Origin of the sequence: Halomonas korlensis, assembly GCF_900116705.1 — a bacterium.
Classification (GTDB): Bacteria; Pseudomonadota; Gammaproteobacteria; order Pseudomonadales; family Halomonadaceae; genus Halomonas; species Halomonas korlensis.
In genome coordinates this window covers 202137-219939 of record NZ_FPBP01000003.1, presented here as the reverse complement: position 1 = coordinate 219939, position 17803 = coordinate 202137, and the positions used below count along the sequence as shown (strand labels likewise).

The 17803-nt window shown below is 65.1% G+C and carries 18 protein-coding genes; 3 read left to right on the top strand and 15 right to left on the bottom strand.

Annotation, left to right across the window (positions count from 1 at the left end; all coding sequences use genetic code 11):
- Positions 1 to 37: 37 nt before the first annotated feature.
- From BM341_RS05770 to aptA, 7 genes are all read right to left on the bottom strand, one after another.
- Positions 38 to 1042, bottom strand: coding sequence for a tripartite tricarboxylate transporter substrate binding protein (locus BM341_RS05770; protein ID WP_245784178.1), 1005 nt, complete (start codon positions 1040 to 1042; stop codon positions 38 to 40).
- Between the two features lie 256 nt (positions 1043 to 1298).
- Complete coding sequence (locus BM341_RS05765; RefSeq protein ID WP_089793845.1) at positions 1299 to 3983, bottom strand: bifunctional diguanylate cyclase/phosphodiesterase; 2685 nt, start codon at positions 3981 to 3983, stop codon at positions 1299 to 1301.
- 134 nt (positions 3984 to 4117) lie between these two features.
- A complete protein-coding gene (locus BM341_RS19200; RefSeq protein WP_281246481.1) occupies positions 4118 to 4855 on the bottom strand; it encodes a GGDEF domain-containing protein in 738 nt (245 codons plus the stop codon).
- Positions 4764 to 5021, bottom strand: coding sequence for a hypothetical protein (locus BM341_RS05755; protein WP_089793842.1), 258 nt, complete (start codon positions 5019 to 5021; stop codon positions 4764 to 4766). The genes BM341_RS19200 and BM341_RS05755 overlap by 92 nt, the downstream gene beginning before the upstream one ends.
- Positions 5022 to 5185: 164 nt before the next feature.
- Entirely contained in the window at positions 5186 to 6742 is a 1557-nt protein-coding gene (gene ahpF / locus BM341_RS05750) for an alkyl hydroperoxide reductase subunit F (RefSeq protein ID WP_089793841.1), read from the bottom strand.
- A 181-nt stretch (positions 6743 to 6923) separates the two neighbouring features.
- Positions 6924 to 7487, bottom strand: a complete 564-nt coding sequence (gene ahpC / locus BM341_RS05745; protein WP_089793838.1) for an alkyl hydroperoxide reductase subunit C — start codon at positions 7485 to 7487, stop codon at positions 6924 to 6926.
- A 262-nt stretch (positions 7488 to 7749) separates the two neighbouring features.
- Positions 7750 to 9099 carry an omega-aminotransferase AptA gene (gene aptA, locus BM341_RS05740; RefSeq protein WP_217646182.1) on the bottom strand — a complete coding sequence of 450 codons (1350 nt, stop codon included), beginning with the start codon at positions 9097 to 9099 and terminating at the stop codon, positions 7750 to 7752.
- Between the two features lie 252 nt (positions 9100 to 9351).
- Between aptA and BM341_RS05735 the strand changes: the two genes are divergently transcribed.
- The 3 genes from BM341_RS05735 to BM341_RS05725 all read left to right on the top strand — a co-directional run bounded on the left by BM341_RS05735 (position 9352) and on the right by BM341_RS05725 (position 12089).
- Positions 9352 to 10179, top strand: a complete 828-nt coding sequence (locus BM341_RS05735) for an IclR family transcriptional regulator (protein WP_089793834.1) — start codon at positions 9352 to 9354, stop codon at positions 10177 to 10179.
- A 102-nt stretch (positions 10180 to 10281) separates the two neighbouring features.
- The gene (gene pyrB / locus BM341_RS05730; RefSeq protein ID WP_089793832.1) at positions 10282 to 11313 is read left to right on the top strand and encodes an aspartate carbamoyltransferase; all 1032 of its coding nucleotides are present in this window, start codon (positions 10282 to 10284) and stop codon (positions 11311 to 11313) included.
- Between the two features lie 128 nt (positions 11314 to 11441).
- Positions 11442 to 12089 (top strand): hypothetical protein, encoded by a 648-nt coding sequence (locus tag BM341_RS05725; protein ID WP_089793830.1) that lies wholly within the window; start codon positions 11442 to 11444, stop codon positions 12087 to 12089.
- Between the two features lie 33 nt (positions 12090 to 12122).
- Here the strand turns inward: BM341_RS05725 and ruvX are convergent, their stop codons facing one another.
- From ruvX to BM341_RS05685, 8 genes are all read right to left on the bottom strand, one after another.
- Positions 12123 to 12566 carry a Holliday junction resolvase RuvX gene (gene ruvX / locus BM341_RS05720; RefSeq protein ID WP_089793828.1) on the bottom strand — a complete coding sequence of 148 codons (444 nt, stop codon included), beginning with the start codon at positions 12564 to 12566 and terminating at the stop codon, positions 12123 to 12125.
- A 21-nt stretch (positions 12567 to 12587) separates the two neighbouring features.
- On the bottom strand, positions 12588 to 13160 hold the full coding sequence (locus tag BM341_RS05715) for a YqgE/AlgH family protein (RefSeq protein ID WP_089793826.1): 573 nt from the start codon (positions 13158 to 13160) through the stop codon (positions 12588 to 12590).
- Between the two features lie 17 nt (positions 13161 to 13177).
- Positions 13178 to 14104, bottom strand: coding sequence for an energy transducer TonB (locus tag BM341_RS05710; RefSeq protein ID WP_089793824.1), 927 nt, complete (start codon positions 14102 to 14104; stop codon positions 13178 to 13180).
- A 3-nt stretch (positions 14105 to 14107) separates the two neighbouring features.
- Positions 14108 to 15064, bottom strand: a complete 957-nt coding sequence (gshB, locus tag BM341_RS05705) for a glutathione synthase (RefSeq protein WP_089793822.1) — start codon at positions 15062 to 15064, stop codon at positions 14108 to 14110.
- A 71-nt stretch (positions 15065 to 15135) separates the two neighbouring features.
- The gene (locus BM341_RS05700) at positions 15136 to 15870 is read right to left on the bottom strand and encodes a CvfB family protein (protein WP_089793820.1); all 735 of its coding nucleotides are present in this window, start codon (positions 15868 to 15870) and stop codon (positions 15136 to 15138) included.
- 68 nt (positions 15871 to 15938) lie between these two features.
- The gene (locus tag BM341_RS05695) at positions 15939 to 16676 is read right to left on the bottom strand and encodes a 16S rRNA (uracil(1498)-N(3))-methyltransferase (protein ID WP_089793818.1); all 738 of its coding nucleotides are present in this window, start codon (positions 16674 to 16676) and stop codon (positions 15939 to 15941) included.
- A gap of 16 nt (positions 16677 to 16692) precedes the next feature.
- Positions 16693 to 17208: a protein-export chaperone SecB gene (gene secB, locus BM341_RS05690; RefSeq protein WP_089793816.1), complete on the bottom strand. Its 516-nt coding sequence runs from the start codon at positions 17206 to 17208 to the stop codon at positions 16693 to 16695.
- Positions 17209 to 17257: 49 nt separating this feature from the next.
- On the bottom strand, positions 17258 to 17680 hold the full coding sequence (locus BM341_RS05685) for a rhodanese-like domain-containing protein (protein ID WP_089793814.1): 423 nt from the start codon (positions 17678 to 17680) through the stop codon (positions 17258 to 17260).
- Positions 17681 to 17803 lie beyond the last annotated feature (123 nt).

The window sequence follows — 17803 nt, the reverse complement described above, 5'->3', positions numbered from 1 at the left end:
GCGGCGCTTGCGAGGCCTCTCGTTGCCCGTCGGACAGTCATCGGACGAACTCCACTTCATTGGCAAGCGCCTTGAGCTCCTGGGTACGCGTGGAAAGATAGGCGGCGTAGTCCTCGAACAGGCGAATATCCACCCGCGTACCGAACTCACGCTCCAGCCGCTCGGCCAGCGCGTCGTTCTGAAGGGTGTCGGCAAAGGCCGCGGTCAGCGGCTCCAGCAGCTCGCGAGGCGTGCCCAGCGGGGCAAAGAGTCCCCGGTTGGTGGTATTGAGTACCGCGACGCCCTGCTCCTCAAGGGTCGGCACCTCGGGAAGGCCCGCGAGGCGACGGTCATCGGCGACTCCCAGCGGATGGAGAATGCCCTTCGCGTACATCTCGCCCGCCGAGGGTAGATTGAGCATCGAGAAATCGATCTCGCGGCCGAGCAACGCCGCCACCTGAGAGGCCGTATCGGGATAGCCCACCATCTGTACCGCCTCGGGCTCGACTTCAACCGCCTTCAGGAATTGCAACCAGAAGAAATGATCGGTCGACCCCTTGATCATGCCGATGCGCACCGGTCGGGCGCTTTTATTTTCCGCTTGCGATCGCACATGCTCGGCGAACTCGGCAGCTGATTGCACTTCATGCTGCGGGTAGGTGGTGGGGATATTGACCGTGCGCATCAGCAGTGCCACCGGGACGAAGGCCTGGAAATCATGGGTCGAGATGCCCGACAGGAACGACAGGATCAGCGTCTGATGGCTGGCCAGCAGGGTACGGCCATCCGAGGCTGCCTCTCTTACCCGCTGGGCACCACGCGTCGCGGCCGCTCCAGGGACGTTTTCCAGCACGATATCCCGGCCCAGCCGCTTGCTTGCGGGCCTGACGATCAAGCGAAACAGCGCATCTGTCGCCCCGCCCTGGCCGAAGGGAATCACCAGGCGTATCTCGTCGTTCCTGCTCGAGGATTGTGACTGCGCGTCGGGCCTTTCCTGCGCCCACCCACCGAGACTCACCCCCACCAGCAAGGCCAGACTCCACCGCCACCAGCCAATCGACATGGCCGCCCTCCCCTCAGTCCTGGATGCCAGGGGCCTGGTCCCTGCACGGTTTGTCGGCGCGCAACGGGACGCCATCCCGTTGCCTGCCGGCACTACGCCGATTACCCGTTTTGGCTTGCCCGTTCTGGATCGACGGGGATAAAGAAAATTTTACTGTCGCTATCATGGCCCTGCTGATGCTGCTATGCAAAAGTCACCGATTAAGCATCAGAAAGTCATCATATAACCGGAGGTCGCGATAAAACGAAGAACACCGTCAGTCCCGCCCCACCGTAGCGCCCCACTGCTCGAAAAAGGCGACGCCGGACACCGGCCGGCCGAAATAGTACCCCTGGGCCTGATCGCAACCGAGTTCGGCCAGCGCTGCGGCCTGCTCGCGGGTTTCCACACCTTCGGCCACGGTCCTGAGCCCGAGGGCGCGAGCCATGGCAATGATGGTGTCGACGATGGCGCGGTCGTGGTGGCTGGTGAGCATGTCGCGCACGAAGGAAATGTCGATCTTCAGCGCATCGGCGGCGAAGCGGCGCAGATAGGCGAGCGACGAATAGCCGGTACCGAAGTCGTCGATGGACAGTGCGAAGCCGGCCTGGCGCAGGGCCCGGGTAATGTCCACGGCCTGCTCGGGGTCGCGCATGAAGTCGCTCTCGGTGATCTCAAGGGCGATCGATGAGATTTCAGTGTCCTCGATCAGCCCGGCGATATGCCCAGCGAGCTGCGGATCGTCAAACTGCTGCGCGGAGATGTTGATCGACAACCGCCCTGGCAGGCGCAACCCGCTATGGCGCCAGGCCACCAGCTGGCGGCAGGCTTCCTGCAGCACCCAGTCACCGAGCGGGCGAATCAGCCCGCGCTCCTCGGCCAACGGAATGAATTCACCCGGGCTGACCCAGCCCCATTCGGCGTCGTGCCAGCGGCACAGGGCCTCGGCGCCAACCAGTTCGCCGGTGGTCAGGTCGAACTGCGGCTGGTAGCAAAGCTGCAGGCCGTCACCTTTTAGGGCCGCCAGGAGGCGCTCGGTCATCCGCTGGCGGTGATGAAGGTCACGCGCCATGGCATCATTGAAATGGCTACTGCCGTTGCCGCTCTGCTTGGCGTGCTGCTTGGCATGAAAGAGCGCGATACTCGCGGCGGTGAAGAGATCGTCCGGCGTCAGGGCATCCCGGGGATACTCGGCGACACCGACGCTGACCTCGAGCGTGAAGCTGCGATGCCCCAGCACGATAGGGCTGGAAAGCGCTTCCGGCATGCGCCGCATCGCGTCGGCAATTGCCGCCTCGTCGGCATCGGCAAGCAGCAGGGCGAACTCGTCGCCAGCCAGGCGGGCCAGGAACTCCCCGGTACCAAGCGCCCCCTGAAAGCGCCGGGCTACCATCGCCAACAGCTGGTCGCCGACCTGATGGCCGTGAGTGTCATTGATCTCCTTGAAGCGTCGCACGTCGAGACACAGCATCGCCAGCGGGCGCTGACGCCTCTCGGCGCGTGCCCGCCACTCGGCCAGCACCTCCACGAAGCTGATGCGATTGGGCAGGCCAGTGGTCATGTCACGATAGGCGAGCTGTTGCATGCGCTGATGATCGCGGCGGCGCTCCAGCTCGGCGGCGGCCCCAGTGGCGAGGATACGCAGCACCGAGGTGGGAAAGTTGTTGTCTTCCAGCGGGCGGCGGTACAGCACCATCATCACGCCGATGGGCTGGCCCTCGACGTTGTCGAGCCGCCGGCCGAGCCAGGCCTGCGCCGGCTGACGGCCGGGCGCGTCGCCGGGCAGGCTGACGGCTTCACCCGCGGCCTTCATGCATTCCTGGCCGGCGAGCACCTGGGCGCATTTCGAGCCTTCGATGGGATAGGTGATGTTGTCGAGCCGTTGGCCGTCGACCATCAGGCTCTGGGTGGTCAGGGTCGTCGCCGGTTCTTGAGTCGTATCGAGGGTCGCCACGAACCCGGCATCGGCCTCGAGGATCTCGACCAGATTGCGTACCAGCTGGTGAAAGTAGTCATCGCCGAGCCGGGTGGACACGGTGGTCGCGACCTGCACTACTGCCTGCTGAATGCGCTGCGACTCGTGCTGCTCGGTGATGTCGATGATGAAACCCTCGAGCCACTCCACCTCGCCGGTGGCGGCATAGACGGCCTGGCCCTGTTCCCACACCCAACGGGTTGTGCCGTCACCAGAGGCAAGGCGATAGATCACGCGAAAGGGCGAATGGCGCGCCACGGCATCCTGCACCACGTCGAAGACGCGGTCACGGTCGCCGGGGTGAATCAGCCGGCCGTAACTGGTCGGCTGGTTGCCGAGCAGGGCCTCGGGGCGGTAGCCAGTGAGCACGAGTGCGCCGTGACTGACGAACTGCATGGTCCACTCGCGGTCGTTGTGGCAGCGATAGACCATGCCGGGTAGCTGGTGCATCAGGGCGTCGAGCCACCGCTCGCTCTCGCGGGCGGCGGCCTCGCTGTGTGTGAGTGCCTGTTCGGCATGACGCCGGCCCAGCTCGGCGCCGGCCTGGGTGGCAGCGATGCGCAGCACTTCATGTGCCAGACGGTCGAACTGCATCGGCTGGTCATGCAGCACCGCCAGTAGCCCCAGCGGCGACCCGTCGACCGCATACAGCGGCATTCCCAGGTAGCTTTCGACTGCCAGCGCCCGCAGCAGGGTATCATCGGGAAAGAGTCCGCAAACATTACCGGGAAAGAAGCAGGCCTCGTGGCCCACCACCCGTTCGCAGGGGCTGCCGGCCAATTGATAGCGAAAGTTCGCCCTCAGCTTGTCGCCGGACCACACCGCGAGCGTCTGGGCATGATCGCTCTCTACCACCTCGGCGATTATCACGTGATCGACCCGCAGCAGTGTGGCCAGGCGTTGGACGAGGGTCTTGAAGAAGTCGTCAGCGCCGCTGCGCCCGAGACCGTCGGCCAGCTGCCGAAAGGCCTCTTCGGCTGTTACCATGATTCGCTTCCCCGGTGAACGATGAAGCCCCGACGCCGTGCCTGTTCGCCTGGCCGTGTCGACGCCAATGAGCGCGGTCATGCAAAACAATGACGTTTTCTACGCCCATGATGGCGTTATTGATTAGAAAAATGCTACCCCTGGGCTTCGAGACGGTCGCGGCCCGCCTCCTTGGCGCGATAATTGATGCGCTTGAAATGATCGATATCAAACAGCAGCAGCGCCACCGGCCGGGCATAGCGCTCGGCGGCGGTCAGCTCGACATCCATGGCCTGCTCGATGCGATAGCGGTTCCATATCCGCGTCAGGGTGTCGTGATGGGCCAGGTGCTCGAGCCGGCGGTTGGCCTCGGCCAGCGCCTGCTGTTCCTGGCGCAGGCTGGCATAGAGGCGGTTGATCTGCTGGGCCGAGGCCATGACCGCCAGATCCTCGGCGAGATCCCTGGCCGCCAGCCGCTCGACTCGCTCCCAGGCAGCGCTATGACCGCTGATCTCCTCCTGCCACTGATTGAACAACTGTCCGAGCAGGGGAGTGTCGCCCGGGCAGGCGGCCGCAAGCCCGGTGTCGAGCAACCTCACCCAGGCATAGGTCTCGCGCTGCTCGGGGCGAAACAGCAGCAGCCAGCCGCGCCGCGACTCCCCCAGCGGAAAGGCCACGGCCAGCAGGCCACAGGCATCACCAGCGCCAGCCCCTGGGCACGAAACAGCTCCAACCAGTTGTCGCCATGGCGCATCAGCCAGGCATTCAACGTCGCCAGCAGCCGCTGCTTGCCTTGCCGGATCAGCGGCTCGATCTCGACCAATACCCGCTCGCCGCTGCGCCGGGCATCGAGTTGCAGACTGCGTGTCCGGCCAAGTCGTGACCCAGTACATGCCCCGGCCCTTCTGCGAGCGCCGCATCGACCGGTACGCCCAGTATCTCCGGCAGGTTGGCACTGGTCTGCAGGACCCGCGAGGCATCGGTATCGAGAATCAGCACACAGCCGCTGGGCTGGGTCGCGCTCACCGGGCTGCGGGTGCTTGGTGACGCGGTAGGCATGGCGGGCTATCTCCGGAAAAGGCAGGACTATGGCACGCCTGAAAGCCTGCGCTGCCGAAGTGGTTTACGCGATCACCCCCTCCCCCTGGCGACGTCGCGGCGAATCCTTGCACGCTCGCTCAAGCCCGGCTATTGGCCACAGGTCCAAGACCCGAGCGGCCGGGTCAGCTACGAATCAAGTGGTCGAAGGCGCCCAGCGCCGCACGCGACCCCTCACCCAGGGCGATGACGATCTGCTTGTAGGGCACGGTCGTGACATCGCCGGCGGCGAAGATGCCGGGCACCGAGGTCATGCCCCGCTCGTTGGTGATGATCTCGCCATGCGGTGACAGCTCGATAGGCGAGTCCTTCAGCCACTCGGTATTAGGGACCAGGCCGATCTGCACGAACACGCCCTCCAGCGCTACCTTGCGAATCTCACCGCTGGCGCGCTCCTCATAGGTCAGGCCGTTGACGCGCTTGCCGTCGCCGTTGACCTCGGTGGTACGTGCGCCCTTGATGATCTCGACATTGGGCAGGCTGGCGAGCTTCTTCTGCAGCACCGCATCGGCGCGCAGCTCGTCCATGAACTCGATAAGCGTCACCTCGGCCACCAGGCCGGCCAGGTCGATGGCCGCCTCGACGCCAGAGTTACCGCCGCCGATCACCGCCACGCGCTTGCCCTTGAACAGCGGGCCGTCGCAATGCGGGCAGTAGGCCACGCCCTTGTTGCGATATTCGGCCTCACCGGGCACTCCTATCTCGCGCCAACGGGCGCCGGTGGCCAGCACCAGTGTCCGGGCCTTGAGGCTGGCGCCGGACGCGAACTGCACCTCATGCTCGCCGCCAGCCTCGGCCGCCGGCACCAACGCCACGGCGCGCTGCAGGTTCATGATGTCGACCTCGTACTCCTTGACGTGCTCCTCCAGCGCCGCGGCCAGCTTGGGGCCTTCGGTGTGAGGCACGGAGATGAGGTTCTCGATGGCCATGGTGTCGAGCACCTGGCCGCCGAAGCGTTCAGCAGCCACACCGGTGCGGATGCCCTTGCGTGCAGCGTAGATCGCCGCCGCGGCACCGGCCGGGCCGCCGCCGATCATCAGGGTATCGAAGACCGGCTTCTCGCTGAGCTTGGCGGCCTCGCACTCGGCGGTGCCGGTGTCGACCTTGGCGAGGATCTGCTCCAGGCTCATGCGGCCCTGGTCGAAGGGCTCGCCGTTGAGGTAGATGCTCGGCACCGACATCACCTGGCGCTGCTCGACCTCGTCCTTGAACAACGCACCATCGATGGCCACGTGGTGGACGCCCGGGTTGAGGATCGCCATCAGGTTCAGCGCCTGGACCACATCGGGGCAGTTCTGGCAGGAGAGCGAGTAGTAGGTCTCGAAATACAGCTCACCCTCAAGGCTCTTGATCTGCTCGATCACGTCAACGGAGGCCTTGGGCGGATGGCCACCCACCTGCAGCAGTGCCAGCACCAGGGAGGTGAACTCGTGCCCCATGGGGATGCCGGCGAAGACGATGCCGGTCTCTTGCCCTGAACGCTTCAGGGTAAAGGATGGCCTGCGGGCATCGTTACCGTCGGTGGTCAGACTGATCTTGTCGGTCAGACCGACGATATCGGTCAGCAGCCGATGGAGTTCTTGGGACTTGTCGTCGTCATCGAGGGACGCGACGATCTCGAACGGATGAGTGACTTTTTGCAAATAAGCGTTGAGCTGGCTTTTCAGCGTATCGTCCAACATGGCAGCGGCAGTCCTTCATGTCTGGGTAACAGGATCGGAAACATGACGCCATCACGCACCCACCATGCGGGACACGGCGTATCGTGCTTCCTGAAAAAAGCGCCCGGGCGGGCAGCTATTTAGCCGGGCCCGGGCGTGGACAGACGAAGCGAGAACAGGCTTCGTCGGCGGGTCGAGTCGCTTAGATCTTGCCGACCAGGTCCAGGGACGGAGCCAGGGTGTCCTGGCCTTCTTCCCACTTGGCCGGGCAGACTTCATTCGGGTTGGCGCGCACGTACTGAGCGGCCCTGACCTTGCGCAGCAGCTCCTCGGCATTGCGGCCGATGTTGCCGGCATTGAGCTCGACAATCTGGATCTTGCCGTCGGGATCGACCACGAAGGTGCCACGCTCGGCGACGCCGTCGGACTCGATCAGCACCTCGAAATTGCGCGAAATGGTGTGGGTCGGATCGGCGAGCATCGGATACTGCAGCTTGCCGATGGTCTCGGAGCTGTCGTGCCACGCCTTGTGGGTGAAATGCGTATCGGTAGAAACGCTGTAGATCTCGACACCCAGCTGCTTGAATTCCTCGTACTTGTCGGCGAGGTCACCCAGCTCGGTGGGGCAGACGAAGGTGAAATCGGCCGGGTAGAAGAAGAAGATGTTCCACTGGCCCTTCAGGCTTTCCTCGGTGACGTCGATAAACTCGCCATTGTGGTAGGCCGTTGCGCTGAATGGTTTGATTTCGGTATTGATCAAAGACATCTCTGGTATTGCTCCTTGCGAAAGACCAAGTAATTAAGTGTTTACGCAGGATAACGACATTAACCTAAAGTCTAAACCCATTAAGATCTATCAAATTGATAGCCATGTCCTATCAATGGAACCATAGTGATATACGCGTTTAAAATTTGATGCGTTTGGCCCTTCGCCTGCCCCCGATGCCGTGTGCCGTGAACGTCATCATGCCTGCTCATCAGCGACGAATCGGCGTCTCGTCGGGCGCCGAGACGCCTTGTCCGGTTGATCAATCCAGCAGGTCGAGGGCGGTCGCCACGGCGTCGAAAAGCCGCTCGAGTTCCTCGGGCGTGGTGCCGAAGGGCGGGCCGAACTGCAGGGTATCGCCGCCGTAACGCACATAGAAGCCGGCATCCCATAACGCCATATGCGCATCGCGGGGGCGAACGGTCGGGTCACCGTTGCGCGGTGCTAGCTGGACCGCCCCGGCCAGACCGTAATTGCGGATATCGACTACGTGCGGGCGGCCCTTCAGGGCGTGCAGCTTGTCCTCGAATACCGGGGTAATATGGCGGACCTGCCCCGGGAAGTCCTCACGCTCGAACATCGCCAGAGCCGCCAGTCCCGCCGCACAGGCCACCGGATGGGCACTGTAGGTATAGCCGTGCGGGAACTCGATGGCGTGGCGCGGCCCCCCGGCGTGCATGAAGGTATCGAAGATCTCGCCGGAGGCGACCACCGCGCCCATGGGCACGGCACCGTTGGTCAATTGCTTGGCGAGGGTCATGAGGTCCGGCGTCACGCCGAAGGCCTCGGCCCCGGTATTGGCGCCGCTTCGGCCGAAGGCGGTGATCACCTCGTCGAAGATCAGCAGGATGTCATGGGCGGTGCAGATCTCGCGCAACCGCTCCAGATACCCCATGGGCGGCACGATCACGCCAGCCGACCCCGACATCGGCTCGACGATCACCGCGGCGATGTTGGAGGCATCGTGCAGGGCGATCTGGTCGAGCAGCGCATCGGCGAGCGCCGCGCCGGACTCGGCCTGGCCACGCGTAAAGGCCAGCGCTGGCTGGAGGGTATGCGGCAGGTGGGTGACGTCCATCAGCTGGCCGTAGTGCTTGCGGTTGCCCCCGATGCCGCCGAGGCTGGTGCCGCCGATATTGACCCCGTGATAACCCTTGGCGCGCCCGATCATGCGGGTCTTCTCTGGGCGCCCCTTGAGACGCCAGTAGGCCTTGGCCATCTTCACGGCGGTATCCGCGGCCTCCGACCCCGAGTTGGTGAAGAACACATGGTCGAGCCCCGCCGGCGTGAGGTTCGCGACCTTCTCGGCGAGCTGAAACGCCAGCGGATGACCGAGTTGAAAGCCGGGCGCGAAATCCAGGCTGCCGAGCTGGGCGGCCACCGCCTGCTGGATCTCGACTCGATTATGGCCGGCGCCACAGGTCCACAGGCCCGACAGCGAATCGAACAGTCGCCGACCTTGATCGTCGATGAAGTAACGCCCGTCCGCCGCCGTGATCATTCGCGGGTGGTCGTGGAAGTCGCGGTTGGCGCTGAACGGCATCCAGTAATGATGATTGAGCGCGCCACCGTCGGCCTTTGCCGACTGCGTAGCGTCATCGGTGTCATCCATGGGTTGGGTGCGCAGTTCGACCATGGTGCTGCCCTCTTGCGGATTCGCGGTTACTGTCATGAAACCAGCATGGACCGGCCTTACGGTTAATAAAATGAGACCTTACTGTCTTAAACGTTCAGAAAAGCTTACCTGAATGCAAGACGAGCGCCGTCTAAATAGACAATGGAACGCATTTCCGCATCAAGACAGCAACGCGCGGAGACGGTATCCTGTCTCCCGGCGTGACGATGGCTCAAAGGGAGAAAGCGGGTGAGTGAAGGCAAGCGCAGAACGGCGGGACGTCCCGCCGGTTCAGGCAAGAGCACCAGTGGACATAGCCAGTCGCTGGTGCGGGGGCTCAACCTCCTCGAGCGTCTGTCACTCAGCCCCGGCGGCCTGGTGCTCTCCGAGGTGGCCGAACAGACCGACCTGGCCCCGTCCACCACCCATCGTCTGCTGCAGGCCTTGCAGAGCCAGGGGTTTGTCACTCAGGACAACGAACTCGGCGTCTGGAAAATCGACGTCAAGACCTTCCGTATCGGCAACAGCTTCCTCGAAGCGCGGGACTTCGTCGGCGCCAGCCGCCCCTTCCTGCGTCGTCTGACCGCGCAGACCGGCGAGACGGCCAATCTCGGCGTGCGCGACAACGGCACGGCGGTATTCCTCGCCCAGAGCGAGTCGCCGCAGATGATGCGCATGATCACCCGGCTCGGTTCGCGAGCGCCGCTGCATGCCTCGGGCGTCGGCAAGGCATTGATGGCCTGGCTGCCGGAGGACGAGTTCGAGCGCGTCCTCGACGAGCGGGGCCTGGCCCGGGTCACCGAGAACACCCTGCACACTCCCGAAACACTTCGCGAGGGGCTGCTCGAGGTGCGACGCCAGGGCTTCGCCTGCGACCGCGAGGAACACGCCATCGGCCTGCACTGCGTGGCCGCCTGCCTGCATGACGAACACGGCAACCCGCTGGCCGCCATTTCGGTGTCCGGCCCGGTCGCTCGTATTCCCGAAGCGCGGCTACTGGAACTCGGGAAGATGGTGCGTGATACCGCGGCCGAGATCACCGCGAGCCTCGGTGGTCGGGTGCCACCGACCCACTGATTTTCTTGCAGCCCTTGCACAAGGCCCTGCGCGTTTCGTGAAGCCAGCGCGGGGTAGCGTTACACTAGCGCCCGTTCCCCGTCGCCAGCCGAGGCCGCCTCGATGAGTTCCCACCTGCTGTCCGTAGATTCCCTGTCCCGCGATCATGTCGATCATCTGCTGCGGGTCGCCGCGCGCATGGAGCCCATCGCCCAGCGACGGCAGGTGACGCGGGTACTAGAAGGCGCGGTGCTCGGCAACCTGTTCTTCGAGGCCAGCACCCGCACCCGGGTCAGCTTCAACGCGGCCTTCTGCCGGCTGGGCGGCAGCGTCTGCGACACCACCGGCTTCACCTTCTCGTCGATGGCCAAGGGCGAGTCGCTCTACGACACCAGCCGCGTGATGAGCGGCTATTGCGACGCCATCGTCATGCGCCATCCCGACCAGGGCTCGGTGGCCGAGTTCGCCGCGGCCACTCACGTGCCGGTGATCAACGGCGGCGACGGCCCCGGCGAGCACCCCAGCCAGGCGCTGCTCGACCTCTACACCATCGACAAGGAATTCACCCGGCTCGGCAAGCGGCTTGCCGGCGCCCATGTGCTGCTCACCGGCGATCTGAAGTACGGACGCACCGTGCATTCGCTGATCAAGCTGCTTTCGCTCTATGCGCCCATGCGCTTCACGCTGGTCTCGCCGCCGGGGCTCGAGATGCCGAGCCAGGTGATCGACCGGGTCGTGTCGCGCGGCCACCGGGTGGAGCAGCGCGACAGCCTGGCCGGTGACTTCGGCGACCTGGACGTGATCTACGCCACCCGCATCCAGAAGGAGCGCTTCACCGCCGAGATGAACGAGAGCTTCGGCGGGCTCAGCCGTGACTTCACCGTGGATCGCGCCTTTCTCGACGGTCGCTGCAACGACAGTACCATCGTCATGCACCCGCTGCCCCGCGACAGCCGCGCCGACGCCAACGATCTCGACACCGATCTCAACGGCGACCCGCGGCTGGCGATCTTCCGCCAGACCGACAATGGGATCCCCGTGCGCATGGCGATCTTCGCCACCTTGCTCAAAGTGGACACGCTGATCGAGCATGACCTGCGCCCGGTACGCTGGTTCGTCCCGCCCTCCCTGGGCGTTGACGACCCGGCGCTATAAGCGGTACCCGGACGCGCCGAGATCGCCTAAGCTAATGACCCAACAGGGGCAAGAGTGGTGGTATCGCCCGCAGTACGACAAGATACGTGCCGAGAATGGCAAATCGATAACAAGGAGAGAGGAATCCCATGAACCTGCAACGAGCCTATATCCTGCTGGCGATATTCTACAGCGCCTTGATCGTGGTGGGCCTGATCGCCCTGATGATGGGAGCCGGTTCGCTGGTATCCATCGCCCAGCTGCTGGTGGGCGCCGTGGCGGTGCTCGGCCTGTGGGGCTATATCCTCGGCAAGGGGTTCATGAACTCTCACAGCTGGCGGCCCTTTACCGTGATGCTGGCCATTGGTGTGGTGCTCCAGCTGCTGGCGGTGTTCACCCTGCCGGTCACCAATGCCGACATCACCTGGCTGCTCAGCGGTGCCATCTTCTCGGCGATGCTGCTCGCCATTCTTTACCGCTATGGCGATCGCGATCAGGACCTGTGGGCTTCGGATGAGGAAATCGAGGAAGGCCACCATCTGGGGCAGCTTCTGGAAAGCCAGCCCGAGCTGGTAGTCGAGAAGCAGGAGGCCGATCGCCAGGCGAAGGTCAGAATGGTCAAGACAGGCGATCGCTACCAGGCCAGCGTGACGCGCCGCTACGGTGAGCAGGAAGAAACCTTCGTAAAGAGCTTCAAGCGCCCTTCGACGCTCGCCTACTTCGTCCAGACGTTTACCTGCATCACGCTGCAGGATCTTCGCGCCCAGCACGGCGACGACAAGGCCCCGGCCGCCTGAGCCCGCCGGGCTGACTAACGCCGCCGGCGCGAATCACGCGCTCGGCGGTTCCTTGCGCCGGAGGAACCAGCTCTCCAGAATCAGGGCGGCGGCGATGCCGTCTACGCCGTCCTGGCGATAGTTGCCCTGATGCCCCTCTTCCCTGGCAATCGCCTTGGCCTCGCGGGTCGAGCCCCGCTCATCGACCATTTCGCAGGGAATGCCAAAGCGGCCGAACAGGCGCTTGCCGAACTTGCGGGCCCGCAGGCACATCTCGAGTTCGCTGCCGTCGAGCTCAAGCGGTAGGCCAACGACGAACAGTTCCGGCTGCCAGGTCGCGACCAGCCGCTCGACCACCCGCCAGTCGGGAATGCCGTCCCGGGCGGCCAGCGGGTCGAGCCGACTCGCGCTATCGAGCAGTTCATTGCCCACCGCCACGCCGATGCGTCGGGTGCCGAAGTCGAAGGCCAGCACCGTGCGCTGGCCAGGCTCAGTCATCAACACACCCCACGTCGGCCATCACGAATGCCCCGCCTCGCGGGTCATCAGGTTGAGGTCGACCCCGAGAATGCCCGCCGCGGCGCCCAGGCGCTGCTCGGCCGGCACATCGAAGAGGATGTCGGTGCGCCCATCGACGGTCAGCCAGGCGTTGTCCAGCAGCTCCTGTTCGAGCTGACCGGATTCCCAGCCGGCGCAGCCCAGGCAGATGAGGAACTGCTCGGGCCCGGTACCCGCGGCCAGCGCCTGGAGTATATCCATTGAGGTTGTCAGGGCGATGTCCTCGGCAACCTGAATGCTGGAATCCCAGGGAGCGCTGTCACCGCGGTGCAGGATGAAGCCGCGATCCTTGTGGACCGGGCCACCGTAATAGACCGGTGCCTGACGATGCGGACTCTCGTCGCCGCCGAGCTCGAGTTGCTCGAAGAGCGCGTCCAGGGTCAACTCCAGCGGACGATTGACGATGACGCCCATGGTGCCGTTCTCATCATGGTCGCAGAGATAGCTGAGGCTGCCGGCGAAATTGGGGTCTTCCAAGTGCGGCATCGCCAGCAGGAAATGATTCTTCAAGCCGAAGTTTTGCAAGGATTGCATGGGACTCCTCGGCGATCCTAACGCACGCCGTAATGATTGCCTTGGCCGAACCGCCAGACGCGGGTGATCGACAGGCTGTCAAGCTCGCCCATGCCCGGATCGAAGGGACGGTAGGGCGCCGCGCCGCGCACGGTATCCAGTGCCGCCTGGTCGAGTTCGGTGTGTCCTGACGATTGTACCACCTCCGCCTGGCGAAGCTCGCCATCGCGACCGATCACCACCCGGATACGCAGCTGGCCGGACAACTCGCGGGGGGCGGGGTGCACGCGGTTGCCGTAATCTTCCACCCGGCGGGTCCAGTCGTCGATATAACGGGCCTCGGCGGCGCGCCGTGCGGCCTGCTGGTGGCTATCGCCGCTGGGACCTTGCGTCTCGGCGGCAAGCCCCTGCTCGCGGATGCTGTCGGTCGCCTGGGCCAGCAGTTCGCGACCCGACGTCGAGGACGCCGCTGCCGTGGGCCGCTCGGGGGTCGCGGCGGCCTGAGGGGCGCTGATCTGTGTCTCGAACAACGCTTGGGGCTCGGGCGGCGTCTGCGTCTCGTCAGGCGATTCGGTGGCCGCAGGCCCGGTTTCCTCGGGGGGCGCGTCGGATATGGCCCGTTCGGGCGGCTGCGCCGCCTCCGGAGTGGCCGACTCCATGTCGCTCGACGTCATTGCCTCACTGGGGGCGGCTCGCGCCTCGGTCGGAGCCTGTTGCTGCTGCTCGCCCGCGGCCCGCTGATCGGCCTCGGCGATGGCCTCGGCCTCCTTGGGCGGCGCGGCGGGACGGGTCACCAGCACCACATCGAGGCTGGTACGCTCGGCCGGCGGCGGGGCGAACTGCCAGCTCGCCACCACGCCGAGCACCACCAGATGAATCAGCAGCGCCAGCGACACGGCCAGCCAGCGGCGGTAGGGCCGCGTGACCGGGGCATAATGGGTGGGGTCGCTGACGGGCGCCGACATGGCTTATCCCAGGCGGCGCTCGATGGCGTCCATCAGCAGGCCGGCGATGTCGGTGCCGCGCTGGTCGTCGATCTCGCGTACGCAGGTGGGGCTCGTGACATTGATCTCGGTGATGTAGTCGCCGATCACGTCGAGTCCCACGAACAACAACCCCTTGTCGCGGATCATCGGCCTGACCTGGTCGACCAGCCAGTGATCGCGCGCAGTGAGCTCGCGGCTGACGCCGTTGCCCCCGGCGGCCAGGTTGCCGCGGGTCTCGCCGGCCATGGGCACTCGGGCGAGGCCGTAGGACACCGGCTCGCCGTCGACCAGCAGGATGCGGGTATCGCCGTCCTTGATCTCGGGGATGTAGCGCTGGGCCATGATCTGGCGCTGGCCGCGCTCGGTGAGCAGTTCGATGATCGCGCCGAGATTGCGCCCTTCGGGTTGCACATGGAAGATCCCGCTGCCGCCCATGCCGTCCAGCGGCTTGAAGATCACGTCACGATGCTCGGCATGGAAAGCGCGCAATACTTCATCACGGCACGACACCAGCGTCGGCGTGCAGCAGTGCGGAAACTGTTGGGCGAAGAGCTTCTCGTTGCATTCGAGCAGCGCCCGGGTCGGATTGACCACCAGCACGCCCTCGCGCTCGGCAAAGCCCAGCAGGTACACGGCATTGAGGAAGTGGGCGTCCACCGGCGGGTCCTTGCGCATCAGGATGACGTCCAGATCCGCCAGGGGCTCGACTTTGGGCGCGCCCAGGTCATACCAGTGGCTCGGATCGCGATGCACCTCGAGGTCACGCATGAGGCCGAAGGCTCGCCCCTCGCGCAGGAACAGGTCCTCCTGTTCCAGGTAGTGCAACGACCAGCCCCGATCCCGCGCGGCCCACAACAGGGCCATGGTGGTGTCTTTCTTGTAGGTGATGTCGGCGATGGGGTCCATCACCACACCCACCCGGAGGGTGCGTTCGCTCATGTGATTCGGATTCCGCTCTGAAGGTGGATACCCCCAGTATGCCGCAGGGCCCTGAGCAGCACCAAGAGCGTTCAGCGCTCGCTCGATCCTTCGCCGCCGGGCACCAGCCGAATCCCGCCCTTGTCGATGACGATACGCTGATGCTTGTAGAGCCGACCGATCGCCTGCTTGAAGGCACTCTTGCTGACCCCGAGGCGACGCTTGACCTCCTCCGCCGAGCTCTTGTCGGAGAGCGGCAGGTAACCGCCGCTCTCGCGCAGTGCCTTGAGCACCGCCTCACCCACCACGTCGAGACGCGCCGAGCCGGGCGGCAGCAGCGAGAGGTCGAGTCGGCCATCGTCGCGCACGCGCTTTACATAGCCGCCGAGGCGTTGGCCCCGCCGCAGCGGCTGGGTGACGTCGTCACGGTAGAGCAGCCCCCAGAAACGATGCTCGACCACCGCCTTGAAGCCCAGGTCGGTCTGCTCGGCGATCACCAACTGCACCGCATCGCCAGGTGCCAGGCCGTGGGATTCGTCCTCGATGTGCCGGTCGAGTCGCTGGGAGGCCACCGGACGACCCTGCTGGTCGGCATAGACGACCACCAGCACGCGCTTGCCGACATCGGGGCGGAAAAGCTGCTCGCCGTAGGGCAGCAGCAGGTCGCGAGGGTGCCCCCAGTCGAGAAAGGCGCCCGTCTCGTTGACGGTGACCACCTCAAGGTAGGCGACATCGCCCACCGCCACCTTGGGCGCGCGATAGTTTCGCGTACCCGCCGGGCGCGACGGGGCGGAACGCGGCGGGCGACGGTCTCGGGAATCGGGCATGGCAGGCCTCCGGTGCGGTGTAGGAAGAATAGAAAATGAGCGACGAAGGACCAACCTGCCGGCGGCGTTCACAGATCCCCGAAGCGATACTGCAGCAAGGAGAGGGCCACCACCGGGGCGGTCTCGGTGCGCAGGATGCGCGGGCCGAGCGACAGCGGCGAGAAGCCGCCGGCTAGCGCCGCCGCGAAATCGTCCGCCGAGAGCCCGCCCTCGGGGCCGATCAGCAGTGCCGCACTGGCCGGCGACTGGTGCTGATCCAGCGCGCCAGCAGCGCCGGGATGCAGCACCAGCCGCAGTGCCTCGTCGCGGCCAGCGAGCCACCGGACAAGCGACAGCGGCGGATGGACCGGCGGCAGGGTGGCGCGGCCACACTGCTCGCAGGCGCTGGCGGCCACCGCCTGCCAGTGGGCCAGTTTCTTCGCTTCGCGCTCGCCCCTGAGGCGCACGTCGCCATGCTCGGTGTAGAGCGGCGTGATCGCCGCCACGCCCAGCTCCACCGCCTTCTGGATCGCGTAGTCCATGCGATCGCCCTTGGAGATCGCCTGGCCCAGGTGTACTGCCAGCGGCGACTCGCCGCGGCCGGCCTCGACGGCCTCCACGCGTGCCACGACCCGCTTGCGGTCGGCCTCGACCAGCAGCGCCTGGGCGACGCGTCCGTACCCATCGAACAGCACCAGGGGCTCGCCTGGCGACAGGCGCAGCACGCGTGCCACATGACGGGCCGGGCCTTCGGGCAGAACGACGTCGCCGCCGACGGTGAAGTCGGCGGCGACATGAAGGCGCGGGGCTTTCGCTGGCGTCTTCATGGTGGTCCCGAAACGCTTACTGGGTCGTCTGCTCGCCCTGCTGCTTGGCCTGTTCAGCCTGGCGCTTCTTCTTCTGGGCGTAGATCGCCTCGAAGTTGACCGGTGCCAGCATCAGCGGCGGGAAGCCACCCCGGTTGACCAGGTTATCGATGCACTCACGGGCGTAGGGGAAGAGCACATTGGGGCAGAAGGCGCCGAGGGTGTGCTCGAGCTGCTGACCCTCGATCCCGCTGATGCGAAACAGGCCCGCCTGCTCGATCTCAGCCAGGAAGGAGGTCGTGCCTTCCTCGCTGTGGGAGACCTGGGCGGTAACCTTGATCACGACCTCGTAGAGGCCCTCGTCGATCTGCTGGCTGGAGGTGTTCAGGTCCAGGCCGACCTTGGGCTTGAACGGCTTCTGAAAGACCGCCGGCGAGTTCGGCGACTCGAAGGAGATGTCCTTGACGTAGATACGCTGGAGGGCGAACTGCAGCTGCGGCTTGTCCTGCTGACCGGCTGCCGCGCCAGCGTTCTGGTTATTGTCTTCCGCCATGGGGAAAGGTCCTTTGAAACGATGAAACGAAATAGAAGAAAAGGATCGGTTATTTCCTGACCACCGGCAAGCCATCGGCCTGCCACTGGCTCATGCCGCCCTTGAGCTTGACCGCACGCTCGAAACCGGCCTTCTCCAGCTTGGCAAGCGCCGCACCGGAACTCTGGCCATGCTTGCAGACCACGACGACCGGCTTGTCCTTGAACTTGTCGAGCTCGCTGAGGCGCGTGTCGAGGCGGCTCTGGGGAAAATTGCGTGCACCCGCGATATGGCCGGCCTTGAAGTCGCCCGCCTCGCGAATGTCGACGACGATCGCATCCTCACGGTTGATCAGCTGGGTGGCCTGGTTGGATGTCACGCCGCTGGCGCCACTGCTGCGGATCTCGTAGGCGATCCAGGCGGTCAGCACCAGCAGGAAGGCACCCACCAGCAGTGGGTGGTTCTGCACGAAGTCGATCAGCTGGTCGATCATGGGTCCTGATAGCTCTCGTCGGGGTCTTGAAGGAGAAAAGACCGGCAGGGGCCATGGGCACCTCGCCGGGCGAAAATCAGTATACACGAAGCGTCAGTGCGCCACGGCCGGTGGGGGACGGTC

What these genes read in the sequence shown, in the direction of transcription:
- ahpC (WP_089793838.1), bottom strand. Translation starts at nt 7,487, where the DNA reads ATGTCTTTGATCAATACCGAAATCAAACCATTCAGCGCAACGGCCTAC.
- gshB (WP_089793822.1), bottom strand. Translation starts at nt 15,064, where the DNA reads ATGAGCGAACGCACCCTCCGGGTGGGTGTGGTGATGGACCCCATCGCC.
- BM341_RS19200 (WP_281246481.1), bottom strand. Translation starts at nt 4,855, where the DNA reads ATGTACTGGGTCACGACTTGGCCGGACACGCAGTCTGCAACTCGATGC.
- BM341_RS05765 (WP_089793845.1), bottom strand. Translation starts at nt 3,983, where the DNA reads ATGGTAACAGCCGAAGAGGCCTTTCGGCAGCTGGCCGACGGTCTCGGG.
- BM341_RS05700 (WP_089793820.1), bottom strand. Translation starts at nt 15,870, where the DNA reads ATGCCCGATTCCCGAGACCGTCGCCCGCCGCGTTCCGCCCCGTCGCGC.
- BM341_RS05755 (WP_089793842.1), bottom strand. Translation starts at nt 5,021, where the DNA reads ATGCCTACCGCGTCACCAAGCACCCGCAGCCCGGTGAGCGCGACCCAG.
- pyrB (WP_089793832.1), top strand. Translation starts at nt 10,282, where the DNA reads ATGAGTTCCCACCTGCTGTCCGTAGATTCCCTGTCCCGCGATCATGTC.
- BM341_RS05715 (WP_089793826.1), bottom strand. Translation starts at nt 13,160, where the DNA reads ATGCAATCCTTGCAAAACTTCGGCTTGAAGAATCATTTCCTGCTGGCG.
- secB (WP_089793816.1), bottom strand. Translation starts at nt 17,208, where the DNA reads ATGGCGGAAGACAATAACCAGAACGCTGGCGCGGCAGCCGGTCAGCAG.
- BM341_RS05770 (WP_245784178.1), bottom strand. Translation starts at nt 1,042, where the DNA reads ATGTCGATTGGCTGGTGGCGGTGGAGTCTGGCCTTGCTGGTGGGGGTG.
- aptA (WP_217646182.1), bottom strand. Translation starts at nt 9,099, where the DNA reads ATGGATGACACCGATGACGCTACGCAGTCGGCAAAGGCCGACGGTGGC.
- ruvX (WP_089793828.1), bottom strand. Translation starts at nt 12,566, where the DNA reads ATGACTGAGCCTGGCCAGCGCACGGTGCTGGCCTTCGACTTCGGCACC.
- BM341_RS05685 (WP_089793814.1), bottom strand. Translation starts at nt 17,680, where the DNA reads ATGATCGACCAGCTGATCGACTTCGTGCAGAACCACCCACTGCTGGTG.
- BM341_RS05695 (WP_089793818.1), bottom strand. Translation starts at nt 16,676, where the DNA reads ATGAAGACGCCAGCGAAAGCCCCGCGCCTTCATGTCGCCGCCGACTTC.
- BM341_RS05725 (WP_089793830.1), top strand. Translation starts at nt 11,442, where the DNA reads ATGAACCTGCAACGAGCCTATATCCTGCTGGCGATATTCTACAGCGCC.
- BM341_RS05710 (WP_089793824.1), bottom strand. Translation starts at nt 14,104, where the DNA reads ATGTCGGCGCCCGTCAGCGACCCCACCCATTATGCCCCGGTCACGCGG.
- ahpF (WP_089793841.1), bottom strand. Translation starts at nt 6,742, where the DNA reads ATGTTGGACGATACGCTGAAAAGCCAGCTCAACGCTTATTTGCAAAAA.